Annotated in this window: 18 protein-coding genes and 1 tRNA gene; 5 read left to right on the forward strand and 14 right to left on the reverse strand. The window is 60.4% G+C overall.

The window, feature by feature from the left end:
- Positions 1 to 87 precede the first annotated feature (87 nt).
- The 3 genes from EET67_RS00575 (at position 88) to EET67_RS00585 (ending at position 1,827) form a co-directional block, all read left to right on the forward strand.
- Positions 88 to 282 carry a hypothetical protein gene (locus tag EET67_RS00575; RefSeq protein WP_128624258.1) on the forward strand — a complete coding sequence of 65 codons (195 nt, stop codon included), beginning with the start codon at positions 88 to 90 and terminating at the stop codon, positions 280 to 282.
- Between the two features lie 242 nt (positions 283 to 524).
- On the forward strand, positions 525 to 1,454 hold the full coding sequence (locus EET67_RS00580; RefSeq protein WP_128624259.1) for an endonuclease/exonuclease/phosphatase family protein: 930 nt from the start codon (positions 525 to 527) through the stop codon (positions 1,452 to 1,454).
- A 296-nt stretch (positions 1,455 to 1,750) separates the two neighbouring features.
- Positions 1,751 to 1,827 (forward strand) — tRNA-Arg (locus EET67_RS00585).
- Between the two features lie 177 nt (positions 1,828 to 2,004).
- Here EET67_RS00585 and EET67_RS00590 read toward each other — a convergent pair.
- The 5 genes from EET67_RS00590 to EET67_RS00610 form a co-directional block, all read right to left on the reverse strand.
- Positions 2,005 to 3,099, reverse strand: a complete 1,095-nt coding sequence (locus EET67_RS00590) for an ABC transporter ATP-binding protein (protein ID WP_128624260.1) — start codon at positions 3,097 to 3,099, stop codon at positions 2,005 to 2,007.
- The gene (locus tag EET67_RS00595; protein WP_128624261.1) at positions 3,096 to 3,944 is read right to left on the reverse strand and encodes an ABC transporter permease; all 849 of its coding nucleotides are present in this window, start codon (positions 3,942 to 3,944) and stop codon (positions 3,096 to 3,098) included. The genes EET67_RS00590 and EET67_RS00595 overlap by 4 nt, the downstream gene beginning before the upstream one ends.
- Complete coding sequence (locus EET67_RS00600; protein ID WP_128624262.1) at positions 3,941 to 4,786, reverse strand: ABC transporter permease; 846 nt, start codon at positions 4,784 to 4,786, stop codon at positions 3,941 to 3,943. Before EET67_RS00600 ends, EET67_RS00595 begins: the two co-directional genes overlap by 4 nt.
- A 262-nt stretch (positions 4,787 to 5,048) precedes the next feature.
- Complete coding sequence (locus EET67_RS00605; protein ID WP_128624263.1) at positions 5,049 to 6,188, reverse strand: polyamine ABC transporter substrate-binding protein; 1,140 nt, start codon at positions 6,186 to 6,188, stop codon at positions 5,049 to 5,051.
- Positions 6,189 to 6,284: 96 nt separating this feature from the next.
- On the reverse strand, positions 6,285 to 7,196 hold the full coding sequence (locus tag EET67_RS00610) for a LysR substrate-binding domain-containing protein (protein ID WP_128624264.1): 912 nt from the start codon (positions 7,194 to 7,196) through the stop codon (positions 6,285 to 6,287).
- A gap of 97 nt (positions 7,197 to 7,293) precedes the next feature.
- Here EET67_RS00610 and EET67_RS00615 point away from each other — a divergent pair, with 97 nt between their 5' ends.
- Entirely contained in the window at positions 7,294 to 8,073 is a 780-nt protein-coding gene (locus EET67_RS00615; protein ID WP_128624265.1) for a creatininase, read from the forward strand.
- A gap of 313 nt (positions 8,074 to 8,386) precedes the next feature.
- Here the strand turns inward: EET67_RS00615 and EET67_RS00620 are convergent, their stop codons facing one another.
- The 9 genes from EET67_RS00620 to EET67_RS00660 form a co-directional block, all read right to left on the reverse strand.
- Complete coding sequence (locus EET67_RS00620; RefSeq protein WP_128624266.1) at positions 8,387 to 9,601, reverse strand: M24 family metallopeptidase; 1,215 nt, start codon at positions 9,599 to 9,601, stop codon at positions 8,387 to 8,389.
- Between the two features lie 255 nt (positions 9,602 to 9,856).
- Positions 9,857 to 10,306 (reverse strand): universal stress protein, encoded by a 450-nt coding sequence (locus tag EET67_RS00625; protein WP_128624267.1) that lies wholly within the window; start codon positions 10,304 to 10,306, stop codon positions 9,857 to 9,859.
- A 72-nt stretch (positions 10,307 to 10,378) separates the two neighbouring features.
- On the reverse strand, positions 10,379 to 10,996 hold the full coding sequence (locus EET67_RS00630; protein ID WP_128624657.1) for a hypothetical protein: 618 nt from the start codon (positions 10,994 to 10,996) through the stop codon (positions 10,379 to 10,381).
- Positions 10,997 to 11,036: 40 nt separating this feature from the next.
- Positions 11,037 to 12,431, reverse strand: a complete 1,395-nt coding sequence (locus EET67_RS00635; RefSeq protein ID WP_128624268.1) for a selenium-binding family protein — start codon at positions 12,429 to 12,431, stop codon at positions 11,037 to 11,039.
- Between the two features lie 87 nt (positions 12,432 to 12,518).
- Positions 12,519 to 13,373: an ABC transporter permease gene (locus EET67_RS00640; RefSeq protein ID WP_245450646.1), complete on the reverse strand. Its 855-nt coding sequence runs from the start codon at positions 13,371 to 13,373 to the stop codon at positions 12,519 to 12,521.
- Entirely contained in the window at positions 13,370 to 14,560 is a 1,191-nt protein-coding gene (locus tag EET67_RS00645; RefSeq protein WP_128624269.1) for an ABC transporter substrate-binding protein, read from the reverse strand. Before EET67_RS00645 ends, EET67_RS00640 begins: the two co-directional genes overlap by 4 nt.
- 14 nt (positions 14,561 to 14,574) lie before the next feature.
- Positions 14,575 to 15,351, reverse strand: a complete 777-nt coding sequence (locus tag EET67_RS00650; protein WP_128624270.1) for an ABC transporter ATP-binding protein — start codon at positions 15,349 to 15,351, stop codon at positions 14,575 to 14,577.
- On the reverse strand, positions 15,348 to 16,448 hold the full coding sequence (locus EET67_RS00655; protein ID WP_245450647.1) for an acyl-CoA dehydrogenase family protein: 1,101 nt from the start codon (positions 16,446 to 16,448) through the stop codon (positions 15,348 to 15,350). The genes EET67_RS00650 and EET67_RS00655 overlap by 4 nt, the downstream gene beginning before the upstream one ends.
- Positions 16,445 to 17,020, reverse strand: coding sequence for a carboxymuconolactone decarboxylase family protein (locus EET67_RS00660; RefSeq protein WP_128624271.1), 576 nt, complete (start codon positions 17,018 to 17,020; stop codon positions 16,445 to 16,447). The genes EET67_RS00655 and EET67_RS00660 overlap by 4 nt, the downstream gene beginning before the upstream one ends.
- Positions 17,021 to 17,365: 345 nt before the next feature.
- Here EET67_RS00660 and EET67_RS00665 point away from each other — a divergent pair, with 345 nt between their 5' ends.
- Positions 17,366 to 18,565, forward strand: a complete 1,200-nt coding sequence (locus EET67_RS00665) for an AI-2E family transporter (protein WP_128624660.1) — start codon at positions 17,366 to 17,368, stop codon at positions 18,563 to 18,565.
- The last annotated feature ends 7 nt before the right edge of the window (positions 18,566 to 18,572 follow it).

Genomic DNA, 18,572 nt, shown 5'->3' on the forward strand with positions numbered 1-18,572 from the left:
CTGGTGCGATGTGCTGAGCGCTATCAGCGCCTGCTCATTCCTGGCATTTGCCGTTATGCAGGCATCCGCAACCACACAGCTATTGGCATGAACGACGCCGATGATACTGGCATCCCCACGTGCTTCGGCGCAGGCATTGAGGTTGACGATGACGTTGATGCGCGTTTCCGCCTGCCGCAGTCGGCTTGTGGATTCAGTGTGATCGGCAACTGCAACCTGTTTTGGCCAGTTGGCTGCCGCTCCGATATCTTTGTCGTAGCGCGGGCTGAGATATTTCCTTGAACCGGATCGCTTCCAGCACAGACCACCAAGGCGTGGCCTGAGGCGGCCACGGTCGCCTGTCCGAACTGAGCTTTAGGGAACAATTATTCTTTCAGTTCTGATTCTTCGGCGCATTGTCGACCATTCTGTGTTACCGGTGCTGTGGGGTGAAGGCTCGGCGGTCCACATCACTTTGTGGAACCAGGCTCTTGGGGTTCGGACCTTCCTGACTACATTGACAACAGGAAAGCTGAGAGGTCCTCATGGCACGGAAAGCGGTTGGCGGGTCGTCTGCAGGTGAAGGCGCAGAGCCGTCCACCACGCCGCCGAGGACGAAACGCCGCAAGAAGATCGCTGTAGGGCTGTTCAGTCCGCACGTGATTTCGGCATTGCGGCAGGAACGAAAATCCTACATTGCCCACCAAAGTCGGGAAAGTGATGGCGACGCCCTTGTCGCTTCTTACAACATCCACAAGGGTGTGGGCCTTGACCGCCGGTTCGATCCCTACCGGACAATCTCGGTCATCAAGGAAATCGGCGCGGATGTGATTGCCCTGCAGGAGGCCGACCAGCGCTTTGGCGATCGTGCCGGCCTGCTCGATCTTGCAGCGCTCAAGCGCGAGTGTGGCCTGATCCCTGTTCCGATGGAAATCCAGCAAGGGGGGCACGGCTGGCACGGCAATGTCATTTTGTATCGCGACGGCACGGTTACCGCTGCTCACCAGATCGCCTTGCCGGGTGTCGAGCCTCGCGGTGCACTGGTAGTTGACCTCAAGCTTACCAGCGGCCCGCTGCGCATCATTGCGGCGCATCTCGGCCTGCTACGTCGCTCGCGGGCCCAGCAGGTCAAGGCGCTTCTGTCTGCGGCAAGCTTCGACGACGGCACGCCGACTGTGCTCGTCGGTGATCTCAATGAATGGCGACTGGGCAAGCGATCGTCATTGCAGGGCCTGGCGCCGGCATTCGGTCCTCTCCATGCTGCCATCCCGAGCTTTCCGTCCCGTTTTCCAGTGTGGGCACTCGATCGCGTTCTCGGCAATCCGCACAGTCTCATTTCCAGCGTGGAGTTGCACGAAACCCCGCTGGCACGCATCGCCTCCGACCATCTGCCGATCAAGGCGGTCATCAGCCTGTCGGAGGGAAAAAGCACCGGCGACAAACAGAAATCGCGCGATTTGGCCGCCGCCGCATAGCCGCCGTCTTACCGGCGATCGCACGTGGCAACCCCGTCGAATCATTGGCCGCTTTTCCAAAATATGGTTTAGCTTGACCGCGTGTGTACAAACCGATGCGAAGCTTGCCCTGATAGAAAGCACAATCGCGCGCTCGCATATCGTCGCGGAACGCGCAGTTGTGGTCACATGCATGTGAGATGAAAGATTTGCTACAAGCCCGCTTGCATTTCGTTCAGTCAGTCGCTAGGTAGCACTTCTCATTCGCAGCCGGGCGGATCGGCCGGCTAGCGACGATCGTTTATGCGGTCGGTTGCGCGCCCGTAGCTCAGCTGGATAGAGCACCAGACTACGAATCTGGGGGTCAGAGGTTCGAATCCTTTCGGGCGCGCCAATTCTCTATGATACCGGAACAAAGAACTCTTCAAGCGGGATTTGAGCGGTGTGGATCGGTGGGGCGGCCGGACGACTTGCCGATATTCGCAAAAACTTTGCCCGTCGCTCATGCTCTGGGCGAAAATCATGAATCGCCGATCACGCCCCACCCCTGATCAAAAATACCCGCCGACGCCTATTCACCCGGCAGGATGTGGGTGGCATCGGGGCGCCAGGAGACCCACACCTGGGCGCCCGGCTCGAGATTGAGCTGTTCGAGTTCGTCGTGGCTCTTCTGGACCTTGATCTCGATGCGCTCGGCACCTTCCAGATGGATGACGGCAGTGGCGCCGACAAACTCCTCGCCGACCACGGATGCCTGCAGCCGGTTCAGCCTATCCTCTGGTGGCCGGTTGCTCAGGTGCAGCCTGTCGTCAGAAACCACGAATGTGGCCTTGTTACCCTTTGAAAGCGGCTTGGCTGCGTTCGGCACAACGTCGAATTCGCCCGCAGGGGTCGATATCTTGACGGCTGCTTCACTCACATTCGAGACCTCGCCGGCAAATATGTTCGACGAGCCAAGGAATTCGGCGACGAACTTCGTACGCGGCGCGCGGTAGATCTCCTGCGGGTTGCCGATCTGCTCGATACGCCCCCGGCTCATGATGACGACGCGGTCGGCCATCGAGAAGGCCTCCGACTGGCTGTGCGTGACATAGACGAAGGTGATGCCAAGTTCGCGCTGCAAGTTCGAAAGCACCGACTGCATGCGCACCTTGAGATGGGCATCGAGGGCCGACAGCGGCTCGTCGAGCAGAAGGATCTGCGGCTCCGTCACCAGCGAGCGCGCCAGCGCCACGCGCTGGCGCTGGCCGCCGGAAAGATGCGCTACGTTGCGGTCGGCAAATTCGGTGATTTGCATGCGCTCCAGCCACTTGTCGACCCGGCGCCTTCGCGCGGCCTTGTCGGCCCCACGCATGCGAAGGCTGAACTCGACATTCTCGCGCACGGTCAGGAAAGGAAACAGCGCCAGGCTTTGCCACACCATCGGCGTGTCGCGGTTCCAGGTCGGCAAATCGTTGATGCGCTTGCCGTCGAGCCTTATCTCTCCTTCAGAAGGCGCTTCAAGGCCTGCCAGCATCCTCAAGGTGGTGGTCTTTCCGCAACCGCTGGAGCCCATGATGGCGAGGAACTCGCCCTTACGAATCTCAAGGTTCAGTTTTTCGACCGCAACGAAGTTGCCGAAGCGCTTCGCCACACCGTCGAAGACGACAAGGGCCTGATCAGTCATGGCGTGACTACTCCAATATCTGCTGGGGCGGCGGCACTGGTGGTGGCAGGCGTACCACTGCGTCTCATGAGAAGAATCTGGGCGAGCACCACCAGGGTCATCGAGGCGATGAAGACAAAGGTGCCGATTACATTGATGCGCGGGCTGACCTGGCCTTGCAGGAAGCCGAGCACCTTCACCGGCAGCGTCTCGTTAAGGCCGGACACGAACCAGGCAACCGCGAATTCGTCGAAGGACACCGCCATGGTGATGAACAGGGCGGCAAAGATGGCCGGCTTGCAGAAAGGAATGATGACGTGCCGCATGGCCATCCATTCCGAGGCGCCGAGATTCCAGGCGGCCGCCTCCAGGGAGGGGTCCATTTGCGACAATCTCAGCCGGCAGATCGCCATGGCGAAAGGCGCGCACATCACGACATGGGCGATGATGACGGAATAGATAGCGCCTGAAAGCGAGATGTTGGACAGGAACGCAAGCATCGCAAGGCCGAGGATGACCACGGGGATTGTCGGCGGCAGCAGGGCGAGCGCCATATAGACCGACTTGCCGAAGAACTTGTAGCGGAAGTCGGTATAGGCGGCGCCGAAGCCGATGGCTGTGGCCAGGGCCGAAACCACGACGCCGGCAATCAGCGTGTTGCGCAGCCCCTCCCATATCAGCGGGTCGGCCCATACGGCCTCGTACCAGATCATCGAGAACCCGCCGAGCGGAAGTGAAGGGAACCGGTCGACATTGAACGAGAAGACGAAGCTCGCTGCGATTGGCGCAAAGATGAAGCCGAAGGACAAAAGAACGTAGAGCTTCAGTGCCCAGTCGATCAGTCGATTGCTATTGAAGCTATTCATCGTCCGCGCTCCCTATAGGCGAAGCTTACGGCCGCAAAAGCCACAGCAAGCAAGGTTGCGATCATGGTAAGTGCGATCACCGCCGCCCTCGGCCACTGCTGGCCCGATTTGGTGGTGTCGGTGATCAGGATGGACAGCGTCGGCGGGTCACCACCGCCGAGATAGAGCGGGCTGACGAAATCGCCGAAAGTGAGGATGAAACAGAAAAGCGCGGCAATGACGAGACCGACCTTCGCCGATGGAACGATCACCTCGAACACGGTACGCAGGCGGCCGCAGTGTAAATTATGTGCCGCCTCGATCAGCGTTTTGTCGACAAAAACCAGGCTGAACAATTGCAGCAGCACCACCAGCGGGAAGCTCAGCGTCAGATAGCCGATCATCACGCCGAAGGAAGAATTGAGCATGCCGAAGGGGCCGATCCCGACCTGGGCAAAGAGCGCATTGAATATGCCGTTGTCGGACAGGAATATCTGCCAGGAATAGACGCGCACCAGATAGGAGGTGAAGAAGGGGATCACCATCAGGAATATCGCCCAGCGGCGAGCGGTTTCTGAAAGCTTGAAGGCGATGGCATAGGCGCAGGGAAAGGCCAAAATGCTGGTGATGACTGCCGCAGAGGCGGATAGCAGGAAGGTACGCAGATAGGCCTGCCAGAACACCGCCCGCCCCAACATCCGTGTCCAGTTGTCCGGATTGAAGTCCGGCTCCATGCGGAAATTACGGACCGACCAGAAGGAAAGCGCAATCAGGAAGAGCAGCGGCGCAAGGAAGAACAAGGCCTGCCAGACAAGCATCGGCAGCGAAAATGTCAGGCCATAGAAAGTGATGGATTTCCGCATTGCGCCAGTCCGGTTGTGGGCCTGTCAAGGCATCGCCATTCAAGGCCGGAAGAAACAGGCGGGCCGATAGCCCACCCAAGATCATGACGACGTTTCCGCGCCATCATATTCCATCTCTTGATGGAGGATCATCCCGAAAATCGGCTTCGGGATCATGCTCTGGCTTCCGACATCCGCATGACCCAGCCGGGCTTGAATGGCGGCCACGCAGCAGTCATGCGCAACTCAGACGCCCATGCACCGGCTTGCGCCATATTGGGCGCTACGACCCCTTGTATTCCGACCAGAAGTCGTTCCAGTCCTCGAGGCTCTGCTGAACCGGCAGCTGGCGGTACTTGATACGACCGCTGCGGATCAGTTCCATGGCATTGTTGCTTTCCGTGAGCAGCATGCCCTGCCGCTTGGCCTCTTCCGGCGTTTCCTTCGCCAGCAATTCCCAGCCTTTCTGGTTCGGGATGAGGCATGGGTAGGCCACCATATTGGCCGATTTCACCTGGCCCTTAGCCGATGTGATGTACTGGATCCACTTCTTGGCCAGATCGCCCTTTTGCGTGCCCTTGCCGATGGAGAAGGATTCGGTGAATTGCAGGCCGCCTTCCTCGGGAATGACGCTGCGCACCTTGGCGCCATTGCGTTCCAGAGTACCGGTGATCCAGTCGCCAATGCCGGCCATGGCCAGCATCTGCCCGTTCTGCAATGAGGAGAACGTGCCGCCATAGTCGAAGAACCCGCCGATCTGCGGGCGCAGCGTCATCGTTTTTTCCTGCACGGCATCCCAAGCCGTCTCGTCTATGTCGTAAGGGGTGGCATTGCCGTTCAGCAGGCTGACCTGACCCAGATTAGGCAGGTGCCAGTCGAAATGGCCGACCTTGCCCTTCAGTTTCTCGGTCCAGTAGACATTGTATGTGGAGGCTTCCTTTTCGGTGATCGCCTCGGTGTTGTAGGCGACGCCGAGGAAGCCGAAGCGGGTGATGACCGAATAGAGGTCGTTATCCACCCAGTGTCCCGGGAATTTCTGGAACTCGGGGAAGAAATCGTCGAACGGATAGTCGGCAGGATCGAGCTTCTCGATATAGCCGGCAGCGTTGAGTTGCTGAACATATTCGGCATCCGACAAGATGAGATCGAAGGTTCCGGACGGCGACTGGGCGATCAGCCCCAGCATATTGTCACCGCCGGTATAGTATTTCGGCTTGAATTTGACGTTGTTCTCGGCCTCGAATTCACTCACCATGTCTGGCTCGGCGTGGCCGTACCAGGCAAGCATGGTGAGTTCGACAGGCTCGGCAAAGGCAAGCCGGCTGAGGAATGGCGTGGACAGAGCCCCACCACCGATCGCAGCCGCGCCCTTCAAGATATTGCGGCGGGTATGAACGCCCGACAGCGTCTCCTTGATAGTCATCGCATTCCCCTTTTTTGCTTGTTGTTGTTCGCACGGTATGCAGGGCGAGTGCATTTGAAAAATTAATTCTAATAATTTTGTTATTTGCGACGCTTATTAACGGGTCAGCTTGCCTTCGCGCCTTACGGGGTCTGCGGAGGCTCCCGCCTCGTCCAGTCGCGAGATGATGTGATTGACCAGACGGATGCCCGCATCGGACAGGCGCGGGTGCTTGTAGAACAGGCCGACACGGATTTCCGCCAGTGGCGGGAAGCCGTCGCTTTCATCCAGTACCCTCATGCCCGGCCGCATGGTGTAGCGCGTCAGGGCGCTGGCCCCGAGACCGTTGATGACCGCATTTTGCAGGCCGGATATGCCAGGGCCGGTATAGGCCACGCGCCAGCGTATCCGCGCAGCATCGAGTGCCTGGATCATGCGCGCGCGATACGCACAGCCCTCAGGATGGGCTGCAAGCGGCACGCCGGTGGCGGGATCGAAACGCGCGTTCTCGGCGGCCGCCCAGATCGGCCGCTCAATCCAGGATCGCGACAAATACTGGGCCCGCTCGTTATCGACCATGGCAATGGCAAGGTCGAGCTCATCGGCCCGCAGCCGCTCCAGCACCTCGGCGCTCCAGCCGCAATAGATCTCCAGCGATATCTCCGAGTGCTGGCGCGTATATTCGGTGATGACCCCCTGCAGGAAGGCCACTGCGTAATCGTTCGGCAACCCGATGCGCAGCACGCCGGCGATCTTGGCACGGTTGAAATAAGAGGCGGCTTCATCGTTCAGCCGTAGGATCTCGCGCGCATAGCTCAGCAGGATTTCGCCTTCGCTGGTCAGCAATAGCGTGCGCCCGACCTGCTTGACGATCGGAGACCCAACCAGTTCCTCCAAGCGTCGCATCTGCAGGGAAATCGCGGGCTGCGTACGGCCCAAAACCTCGCCCGCCTTGGTGTAAGCGCCAAGATCGATCACCGACACAAAGGTGCGCAGCAGGTCGGTCTGGAGATTGATGATATTGCGCATGGATTTCGATTCTTCATGCAAGGATGATGATTATAAATTTCTCATATCAGGCAGACATCATCAAATGATTGTTCATCAGGAAAAATGGGAGATGAACATGTCTGAACAAAGTGTTTTTGCCGCCGAGCTTTCCTGGCCGGACTATGATGCACGGGTGCGTGACGGAAAGGTTCCGATCCTGCTGCCTATCGGCTCGATGGAGCAGCACGGCCACCACATGCCGATGAATGTCGATGTGCTTCTACCGGTGGAATTTGCACGGCGCGTCGCCATGCAGACAGGCGCGCTTGTCGCCCCGCCCTTCACCTATGGCTATAAATCGCACCAGAAATCCGGTGGCGGCAATTATTTGCCCGGCACCACGAGCCTCGACGGCGCGACACTGGTTGCAGCTCTGCGCGACGTCCTCAAGGAATTCGCCCGTCATGGCGTGCGCCGGATTTGCCTGTTCAACGGCCATTTCGAGAATTCGTGGTTCATCATTGAGGGCATCGACCTGGCGTTGCGCGAACTCAAGTGGGGTGGCATCGACGACATGAAGGTGGTTGTCCTGTCCTACTGGGACTTCGTCGACAAGGATACGATCAAGCGCCTCTACCCCAAGGGTTTCCCTGGTTGGGAGATCGAGCATGGCGGCGTTCTGGAAACCTCGCTGATGCTGGCGCTTCACCCCGAACAGGTGCGCCTGGAGCGCGCAATCGACCATGCGCCGGCAAGCTTTCCGCCCTATGACGTCTATCCGCCAAAGCCGGAATGGGCGCCCGCCAGCGGCACACTGTCCTCACCGAAGGAAGCGTCGGCTGAAAAGGGTGAGATCCTGCTCCAGGTCTGCGTGGACGGCATCGTCAAGGCGCTGAAAACCGAATTCCCGAACTGAGTTGCCGAGCAGGCGAAAAAGCCGCGGCGTGACCGCGGCTTTTTTTGTTCAGCTGAGGCAAGGGCGTCAGAAGGAGCGTAGCGGCAGTACCAAACCGCCATGCCAGTCCGCCGGCTCGTCCTGCCTGGGCGGCCTTGGCGAAACACGCAAGTGCTTCCTCCTTGCGGCCATGATGAGTGCGATCATCCGGGCCAGCAAGGAAACAAGCTCGCGTGGCCGCGGTAAAGGTGGAGCCGACGCGGGTTCCGCGTCGATCCACCGATAAGGCAGATCGTGGGGGATATAGAAGGCCAACGCCGCCTCACGATCATCTTCAGTTGCGGATGACATTGTGTTCGGGGCCGAAGGGGAAGCCGGTGATGTTCTCGGCGCCGTCTTCGGTGACGATCAGGATGTCGTGCTCGCGATAACCGCCGGCCCCCGGCGTGCCCTCCGGCAGCATCACCATCGGCTCCATTGACACGACCATGCCCGGCTTCAGTTCGGTTTCGATGTCCTCGCGCAGTTCCACGCCCGCCTCGCGGCCGTAATAGTGGCAGAGCACGCCGAAAGAGTGGCCGTAGCCGAAGGAGCGGTATTTCAACAGGTCCCACTCGCGGTACATCTCGTTGAGCTCGATGGCGATGTCCTTGCAGCGCGCGCCCGGCTTGATCAGTTCGAGGCCGCGGCGGTGCACCGCCACGTTCTTCTCCCAGATGTCGAGGCTGGCATCATCGACATGGTCGCAGAACAGCGTCCGCTCCAGCGCGGTGTAGTAGCCGAAGATCATCGGGAAGGTGTTGAGCGACAGGATGTCGCCGGACTGCACGATGCGGTTGGTCACCGGGTTATGCGCCCCGTCGGTGTTGATGCCCGACTGGAACCAGGTCCAGCTGTCCATCAGCTCGACATAGGGATGCGACTTTGCGATCTCGCGGATCATGGCATTTGTGGTGGCGATCGCCACCTCGTGCTCGGGTACACCCGCCTTGACCGCCGCCACACAGGCTGCGCCGCCGACATCGCAGACACGAGCGCCTTCGCGGATCAGCTTGTGCTCCTCGGCCGACTTGATGGTGCGCATCCACATCGACGGCTGGCCGACATCGACAAATTCCACCCCCGGCAGCGCCGCCTCGAGTTGGCTGCGGAACTCCAGCGAGACATGGTCGAACTCGATGCCGATGCGCTTGGCGCCTGCCGTCAACTGGCGCACGGCTTGATAGAAATTATCACGTCGCCAGTCGGTATAGGTGATGTTGTCGCCGAAGGAACGCCGCCATGGCTGGCCGCCATCAATGCCGGCGGAAACGGTGGTGGCGTTGTTATGGTCGATGACCATGCCGTATTTGCGGCCGAAATAGCAGTAAAGCCAGCCCGAATAGTAGTTGATGCAGTGATAGGACGTGAACAGTGCGGCATCGACATTGTTCTTTTCCAGCCAGCCGCGCACATCGTCCTGACGGCGCTTCATCTCGGCATCCGAGAAGGGCGAATATTCCTTCTCACCATTGTGCCACTTCATTACGTGCAACATGTCGTCTGTCATCGGCTGTTCCTCCTCAAAGACAGGATCTGATGCAGCACAGACTAGTTTTACCGGCGATATTACGAAAATTTATTCATCAAATATGAGAATAATGGATTCTTATGCAGCCCCGATTGGCTACGCGGAGAACCGGCTGGCCGGATCATGGCACAAGCGCGACGTTTCGAGCAGCAAGCCTTGACCCTCACCGATCAAGCAGCACTAGAGTAGGCAACGAAAACCGACTGCCGGATAGCCGCCGCCCTGATCCCGCGTCTAGCGCACGACCAGAACCGGAATCTTCGTGTTCGTAAGAACTTCCGCTGTCTGGCTTCCGAGTAGCAGCCGCTTTACCCCACGCCGGCCATGCGACGCCATCACGATCAGGTCACATCCTGCCTGCTGTGCAGTTTCAACGATCGCGGTGGCAGCCCATGCATCCGGGACATGGATGGTGTCGGACTTGATGCCCATTTTCTCGGCTGCTGCCTTCAGGGGAGCAAGTATACCTTCGGCAAACTTCTTGCGGCTGGCCTCATAGCTTTCGAAATCGTCCGGCGTGGCAATCCAACCCGCGGCACTTGCGGTTCCTGGCACTGGAAAAGGTTCGGTCGCGGTGATGATCGTGACCTTGCTGCCGAGCGCCTTGGCCAATGACAGTCCATGGTCGACGCCTGCCTGGGCAAGTTGCGAGCCGTCGGTCGAAATCAGGATGTGCTTGTACACCATGCGCCTCCAGTTCAGGTCAAAGTGGCAGCTTAGCCACTTCCTGTGCGACACGCCACCTGAGTGAGGCCATCATGCAATCAGGATAAGACCGGTCGCAGCCAGGGCGGCAATCCAGATAGCATCGAGGTTGATCCAGCCCCGGCGCAGGAAGGCCAGTCCTATCCATTCATAGACTCCGATCGCTATCGCCGCTGTCAGGCCCAGCATCGCCGCCATATGAACGCCTATCGCTGCAAGCGAGACCGGCAAGGAGCCGGCTGCCGTCAGTTCGCCGGCCGAGCCAGAGGCAAGACATAGCGGGATGATCACCGGCACCAGCATCAGGCCGGCGCCGTGGCTGGTCGCCATCAGGAACGACCAGAAGCCAAGCCCCAGCATACCGGTCTGCATGCCGACGCGAACGCGATGGCGATGCCCGTAGACGGCGTGGTAGGCGGCCCAGCCCAGAAGCAACATGCCTGCCATTATTTCAAGAATACGCTGATCGACGATCAACCCCACGACCACGACCGCAAACACCAGCAGGGCAATCGATACCGCATGCCCTAAAGCGATCGGGAGAAGCGACAGAAACACTATACGCCGGCTGTTTCGGTGCAGGCCCAGCGCAACGGCAAAAAGCCAGCCCATGGCCGGGTTGAGGCCGTGAAAGGCGCCTAGGCCGGCTAGCACCAGCCAGGGCGACATCACCTGCCCACTGCTATCACGCTATCGGGTGCCGGGCACATCACGGATAGCAGTAGGAATCGGATGAGCAGTCGCCGCCCTCCAGGCGCACCTGGTGCGGGCGATGGCCACGGGGCCAGTCGACGAAGAACTTGTCGTCGAACCGGATGCCGCCATTGTCCGCCACGTCGAGCTTGACCATCCAGCCGTCTATTCCGTCGGGATAGAATTGCGGATCGATCGGGCCATAAAGCGAATTGGTGAAATAGACACGCTTGCCGTCGCGGCTGATCTCGACCATTTGCGGCCCGCCGTTCAAGGTACCGTTCTTTGCGCCCGGATGGGTTTCCCGCGAGACGATACCGCCGATGCGCACCCGGCCGGTTTCCTTGGGGCTGAACGGGTCCGAGACGTCATACTGGATCATGTCGCCGGTGCCCCAGCAGGAGACGTAGAGGAAGCGGTCGTCCATCGACAGATCGATATCGGTGACCAGCGGGGCAACCGCCTTGAACCCCTTGAGCACGGGCGGCAGGAGATCGGGATCGGCCGGTTCCGCCGGAATCTCGATCACCTTCTTGACCGCCCATTTGTCGCCGTCGCGATACCAGGTCCAGATCGAGGCGGAGAGGTCCTTCAGGCTGATGACGCAGCCGACAAAACCATAGGCCTTAGTGGGGTCATGGGCGGGCCGCAACTCGAAGACGAGTTGGTGCTCCTCACCGAAATCGATCTCCTGAAGATGCTTGCGCTTGTGGAGGTCCCAGAAATGCAGCCGCCGGCCATATTTGCTACCGAGCAGCACCTCGGGAACCAACCCGTTTTCGAAGGTGTCCGGCGTTCCCCATTCGCTCGTCACCATCGTGTCGTGGCCGAGATGCCACCAGAAATCATAGGCGAGTTCCTGCGGGCCGCGGTCCATCTCCCACTGGCCGAGCACCTCGAAGCTGTCGGAGTCAAGCAGGAAAATGCCCCCGGGCGCCTTGCCCTCGGCGTTGCCGAGTGCGTTGACGTAAATCCCCTCCGGTCCGCAATGGGTCGTATGCAATCGGGTATAGCCTGCCTTTTCAGCAACTTCCTCCGGCTCAATCACCTTGACGATCTTCGGCTTTCTCGGGTCAGGCTTGGTGTCGATTATGTGCAGCCGCGACGAGCGCAACCCCGGAACGATGAGATAGCGGCGCTCCATATGCGGATGCGGCGCGTTCGGGCACAGGCAGGACGAGCATGCATTCCAGCCGAAATGGTGCAGTTCGTCACCCGCATTGGGCATGTTGACCTGGCCGACGATCTGCGAATAGGTCGCGGATGCCGGATCGACATCGACCACGGCGATAGCGTCGGGCTTTCTGCGTTCCGGATCGAAGGATGCCACATAAGCCAGGCCTTCGGCTGGCGCCTTGGCCGCCATTCTTGGTGAGGGGTAAAATGATGGGTCTGGTTGCCAGCTTGCCATGAGAGACCTCCCGGGCACCCTCCCGCCGCAATCCGCTATTTTACAGCCTCACACCGCCAATGTCGCCTTCATTCCGCCGAGGCTACCTCAACCCTTCTCCGGCGAGACCTGCGCGATGATCCAGCGCGCCAGCACATCGAGGCCGTAGCCTATGATCCCGATGACCAGGACGGTCGCCATCAGTTCGGGATAGGCGAGCCTGTCACGCGTATCGAGGATGAAATAGCCGAGCCCGGCCGACACACCCAGCATCTCGCAAGGCACCAGCACGATCCAGCTGATGCCGATGGCAAGCCTGAGGCCCGTGAGCACATGGCCGAGCACGCCCGGAATGATGACACGGAAGAGTGTTTCCCATCCGGTAGCCGCTAGGCTGCGGGCAAGCAGCAGCCAATGCGGATCGAGATGGCGAACGCCGGCCGTGGTATTGAGCAGGATCGGCCAGACCGCCGCAAAGGCCAGCAGGAAATAGATCGGCGCATCGCCGACGCCGAAAACCATGACCGCGATCGGCATCCAGGACAGCGGTGAAATCATGCGCAGGAACTGGAAAGCCGGCGTGGTCGCCGCTTCGGCCAGTTTGGAGCTTCCAACAAGGAGCCCGACAGGCACGCCGATGACCAGAGCAATCCCCAGCCCCACTAGCACGCGCTTTATGCTGACGAAGATGTGCAGCGGAAGATCCGAGCCTGTCATAAGCGCAAGCAGCGTCGGCAGCGCGCTTGTCGGCGAAAATCTCGGTGCGAAACCTTCGGGATTGGCAAACAGATCCGTGGCCACCCACCAGGCAAGCAGAAGCAAAGCGAGGCCGCAGAGGCCGAGCAGCACATGAGTCGCGCGCCGGCGCTTTTGCGGCAACAGCTCCGCAGCCCTGCTTTTCGCTGGCTGTGGAACGATCCGAACGACGGACGGCGCGTCGATATCGTCTACCCTTGCGTTCACGCCGCGATGGTCTCCGTACGTGTGAAGGAATCGGCCAGCCCGAATGCAGGCAGGCCGCCAACCTGGCCGAGCGCGGCCTTGACGAAGCGGTCATCCACCAGATCCTGGGCAGCATGGGTCGGATCGAGCGTATCGAGGAAGCTGCGATCCCCTTCCACCAGCGTATCCTTCAGCTGGTTCACCAGTTCCTGCGTGTAGCTTGGGAACGGATAGGGCTGGAAATCGATGCGCTTGTTGCGCCAATCCGGATGCCGGATGGCGCCCGACGATACATATTCGGCAATGTCGCTTTCTTCAGGCGCCAGCACGCGCTGCAGTACTTCCTTGCTGTGCGGGGTGTATCTGTTGGCGTCGTCCTTGGAGAGCAGTTGGGCGGTTTCGGCCCGGTTGTCGCGCGTCCACAATTGCGCCTTGACCATGGCGTTGACGACCTTCTGCGACCATTCCGGACGCTCCTGCAGGTCGCGCTCCTGCATGAAAACAACGCAGCATGCATGGTCTTTCCAGACATCGCCGGTAAAGCGCAGGATCTTGCCGACCTTCAGCACTTCGGCAGCCGCGTTGAACGGTTCGGCCACGATATAGCCGGCAATCTGGCCCGCCGCGAGCGCGGGGACCATGTCCGCCGGCGACATGACGACAAGATTGACCTCGTTTGCGGCAGGCGACCCGGTCTTCTTGGAGACCGGAGTCAGGCCGTTTTCACGAAGCAGCGCCTGCAGCACGACATTGTGGATCGAATACCAGAAAGGTATCGCGACCGTCTTGCCGCCGAGATCGGGAACCGTGTTGACGTCCTGCGCCACGCTGAGGCCGGAGCCGCTGGTATGGTTCCAGGCGACGACCTTGGCCGGCGCCTTGCTGCCATAGCGCGCCCACACGGTAATGGGCGACAGCAGATGGACGACATTGACCTGTCCGGCAAGGAAGGCCTCCAGAATCTGCGACCAGCTTCTGAACAGGACCGGCTTCTCGACCTTCAGCCCTTCATTTTCGAAGAAACCCTTGCCATGGGCCACCAGCAGAGGCGTGGCGTCGGTGATCGGCAGATAGCCGACCTTTACCGGTTCATCGGGGTCCTGGGCACGCGCCTGGTTTGCCCTGATGAAGGGCAGCGCGCCTGAGGCCGTGAGCAGCGCCGATAGCTTGAGGAGGTCCCGGCGGGAGAAGAAATCATCGGTGAGCATTGAAATGTCCTGAATCAATGGCGGCGAACCGCGTTGCGTAAAGTGCTGAGTATCTCGATGCGCAGGGCCCCCAGTTCGGCGACATTGTCGTCGCGCGGCTTGGGCAGATTGATGGTCCACTGACCGATCTGCACGGCGGGAGAGCCACCCAGCAAAAGGATGCGATCCGAAACCAGAAGAGCCTCGTCTATGTCATGCGTGACGAGGATGGCTGCGGTCTTGAAATCGGCGATGACCTTGAGCAGCAAATGCTGCATCTCCGCGCGGGTCACTTCATCCAGAGCCCCGAAAGGCTCGTCCAGAAGCAGAACCTCCGGTTTGCGTGCCAGGCAGCGCGCCAGTGCGGCTCGCTGGGCCATTCCGCCGGAAAGCTCCGTTGGGCGCGCCCGGCGGGCGTGGCTCAGGCCAACCTCATCGATGGCGGTATCGACACGGCTCTGTCGTTCGGTAGAAGAGAGCTTCGGCTGGTGCTTGAAATCGAGCCCGAACGCAACATTGCGCTCAAGATCCAGCCAGGGCAGCAGGCCGGGGTTCTGGAAGGCGATCGCCAGACGTGGGTGGACGCTCGAAAGCGTGCTTCCCTCGACATGGACCGCACCTGAACTCGGCGCCTGGAGGCCGGCCAGCACGCGCAACAGGCTCGACTTGCCAACGCCGCTCGGCCCGAGAATGGTAACCGCTTCGCCCGCTGCAAGATCGAGACTGAAATCGGCAAGCACGGCATCGCTGGCGCCGGCATAGCGCAGCGCGATGTTTTTTGCCGTCAGTGCGGGGAGCACATTGCCTGTCACGCTGCGTCCTGCCTTCTTTCAAGCAGAGCTGCCTTCAATTGGACGAGACTTGGCGTGATGAGGGGAATGAATGCCGCCTCGCGCCAGCGCCGCGCAAAATCCCTTCCAGGCCCGCTCAGATAGGCACGGCCACCCGATGCCTGCAGTTCCAGCGAAATCGCCTCCGAGACGATCTCGGCAAGTTCGATCCGCAGGGTAAACAGCGATACGGCGTCCACCTCGAATTCGCGTGACCTGAGGCCGGCGGATAGGCGGCTTTCGGCCTGGGTCAGCCGCTGGGTGACGGCAGACAGCTGCGGGCTCAGGACGTTGCGTCCGGCACCGACCGATTTCGCCGTTTCGGCGATTGCGCGCCGCGCCAGCCCGATCGACATGCCGCATTGCAGGCCGGTAAAGGCCGGGCGCACCTGCGGCAGCCATTCGCCCGCATCCGGGTGAAGGACACGCTCGGCGCTGATGCGCACTTCCGACAGCTTGATCGCTGCCGTGTTGGTGGAGCGCATGCCCAGCAGCGAGAGGTCATTGGAGCGCTGCAGCCCATCATCGTCATGAGCAAGCGAGGCGATGAATGTTCCTCCGTCCGCATGGTCAACGGCGGCAGCGACATGAAAACTTTCCGGGCGCAAATTGGTCACCCAGGGCATCTTGCCGCTAAGAACAAGGCTGTCGCCTTCAGCTCCTGCCGAAATCTGGAGCGGCTCCAGCCCGGCAAGAAACTTCATGGCGTTCGACAGGCCAGTTGCTCCCGCAAGACGCCCGGCCAGCAGGTCCGGCAGAAGCTTTTCGCCAAGTTGCTTGTTCGGGCTCTGCAGCAGGAATTCGATATAGGTACGTTGGCTCCACAGGACGAAGGCCGCTGCCAGAGATTCCTCCGCGACCACGGAGATCCCCGCGACGCCGTCCACCACGTCGCCTCCCGACCCGCCCAGTGCGACGGGAACGCCTGCCCCCGCAAGCCCCGCCGAGGCAAGGCGCGGCAGCACCGTCGAAGGGCTCTCGACGCCAGTATCCAGGTCATGGGCCGCAGCAACGACCCAGTCCGAAAACTCCCCGTCGAGCCGTGTCTTGCCGACCTCGTGCATCACCCGGGCGGTCATTCTGCTGCCGCCTGAACGAGCGGAGGCTCCCAGCGATAAGCAGAAAGCTGCTCGTTGAGTGGCGGCTGGCCGAGATTGTTGGCGAAGTTGCACAGGGTGGCGAGGCTGACGCCGAGCACGACTTCAAGGGCAGCCTGGTCATCGAAGCCGGCCTTCTTGAATGTGGCCAGCGCCTCGTCGGACACCGCACCGCGGCTGGCGATGACGGCTTCGGTAAACCTCGCCACGGCATCCAGCCGCGCATCGGCGACGGTCGAGCGTGCACGCAAGGCATTCACCACCTGCTTGTCAAGTTGCGCCTTCTTTTCGGCGATTGCGGTATGCCCGGCGACGCAGAAGCCGCAACCATGCGTGGCTGCTGCTGTGATCTGCACTGCCTCGCGCTCGGGAAGGGTGAGGGAACTGCGGGCATTGATGCCTGAAACCGTCAGATAGGTTTCGAGCGCCACCGGGGCATTGGCAAGAATACGCAACAGGTTGGGCAGATAGCCATTGTTCTTTTCGGCCGTGGTCAATGCGGCCTTTGCCGCCTCTGGGGCATCGTCGATGGTACGGAGAGGAAGTCGAGACATGGGAATCCTTGCCTGAGAAAAAATAAATCTACGGGTTGAAAGTCCCTCTCAAGGTAGCATTCACCACATTTCGTCCGTAATTATGCGCGTTGCGAGTTTGCCTTTGGCTCCGGAAAATTTGTCTACGCAGCCCGCCAAAGGACGAATAAAATTCCAGGGGCTGTGCATGGCCCTCGCCGCATATTTTCCGTCTTGATCGTCTGGGGCTATCGAACTGACGCTACAGTCCTGCCGTGTGATGGCATTTGGCGCAGAATTGCATGCCTTACAGGCGAAAAATCCTTGGCGGTGGGCATGTCAGCGCCTAACAGTGGTATCGGATCAGGAGAAAGACATTTGAGCGATATGGAGAGCCGCAGGAGATCGGGACGGGAGCCACGCCTGCTTGGCTTGTCCACCCCCTCGCGTATCCCGCTGATCCCGCCAGTGACAGCGGCGCGATGGCTGCTGGTGCTGATCGTCGCGGCGGGAATTTATTTCTTCCACGGCTTTCTGGTTCCGGTGCTCGCGGCCCTGGTCATCGCTTTTGCAAGTTGGCCGCTTTATCGTCGCTTGCTGGCAGCGTCAGGGGACAACCGGACGCTCGCAGCGACGCTGGCGATCGTGTTGATCCTGACCTTCCTCATCGTGCCGATCTTCATGGCCGGCAGCTATGCCTTCAACGAAATCCGCGAATGGTTCAGCTGGGCGGTCGAGACCAATCGGCATGGCGCACCGACACCGGCATGGATCACCGCGCTGCCGGCGGTGGGTGAATGGCTCGACCAGCAATGGGCGCGCCATATCGGGCACCCCGGCGCTATCGGCGAGCTTATCCAACTCGTCAGCGGCGCCAATATCGGCAACATCTATCGCGGCGTGCTGGCAGCGGGCGGCGCGTCCTTCCATTTGTTCCTGACGCTTCTGTTCATGCTGATCGCGCTGTTTTTCGTCTATCGTGACGGCGAGGCCTTTGCCCGTCAGATCGACCGGCTTGGCGAACGCATCCTGCCGACGCGCTGGGAGCGGATCTCCGGCGTGGTGCCGGCAACGATCAGTTCCACCGTTACCGGCATGACATTGATCGCCGTCGGCGAGGGGGTGGTGCTGGGCACAGCCTATTGGATCGCCGGCGTGCCATCTCCGGTGACGCTCGGCGTTCTGACCGGAATAATGGCGCTGATCCCTGGCGGTGCTCCGTTGTCCTTCACGCTTGTCTCGGCCTATCTGGTGGCAAGCGGATCGCCGGTGGCAGGTGTCGCCCTGTTTGCCTGGGGTTCGATCGAACTTTTCATCGTCGATAAGACCCTGAGGCCGAGACTGGTCGGGGGGCCTATCAAGCTGCCGTTCCTGCCGACCTTTTTCGGACTGATCGGCGGCGTCAAGACCATGGGCTTCCTTGGCCTGTTCATCGGCCCGGTGCTGATGGCGCTGCTGGTGGCGATCTGGCGAGAATGGCTGCGCGAGGTGGAGATGAGCGACGAGCCGGTGCAGGAAGTCGTCGAACAGGATATGGATGCAGAGGTGAAGACGGTCGTTCCGCGCAGGCTGACCGGCTCGGATTAAGGGAAAT

This window comes from Borborobacter arsenicus (assembly GCF_003934165.1).
GTDB lineage: Bacteria > Pseudomonadota > Alphaproteobacteria > Rhizobiales > Rhizobiaceae > Pseudaminobacter > Pseudaminobacter arsenicus.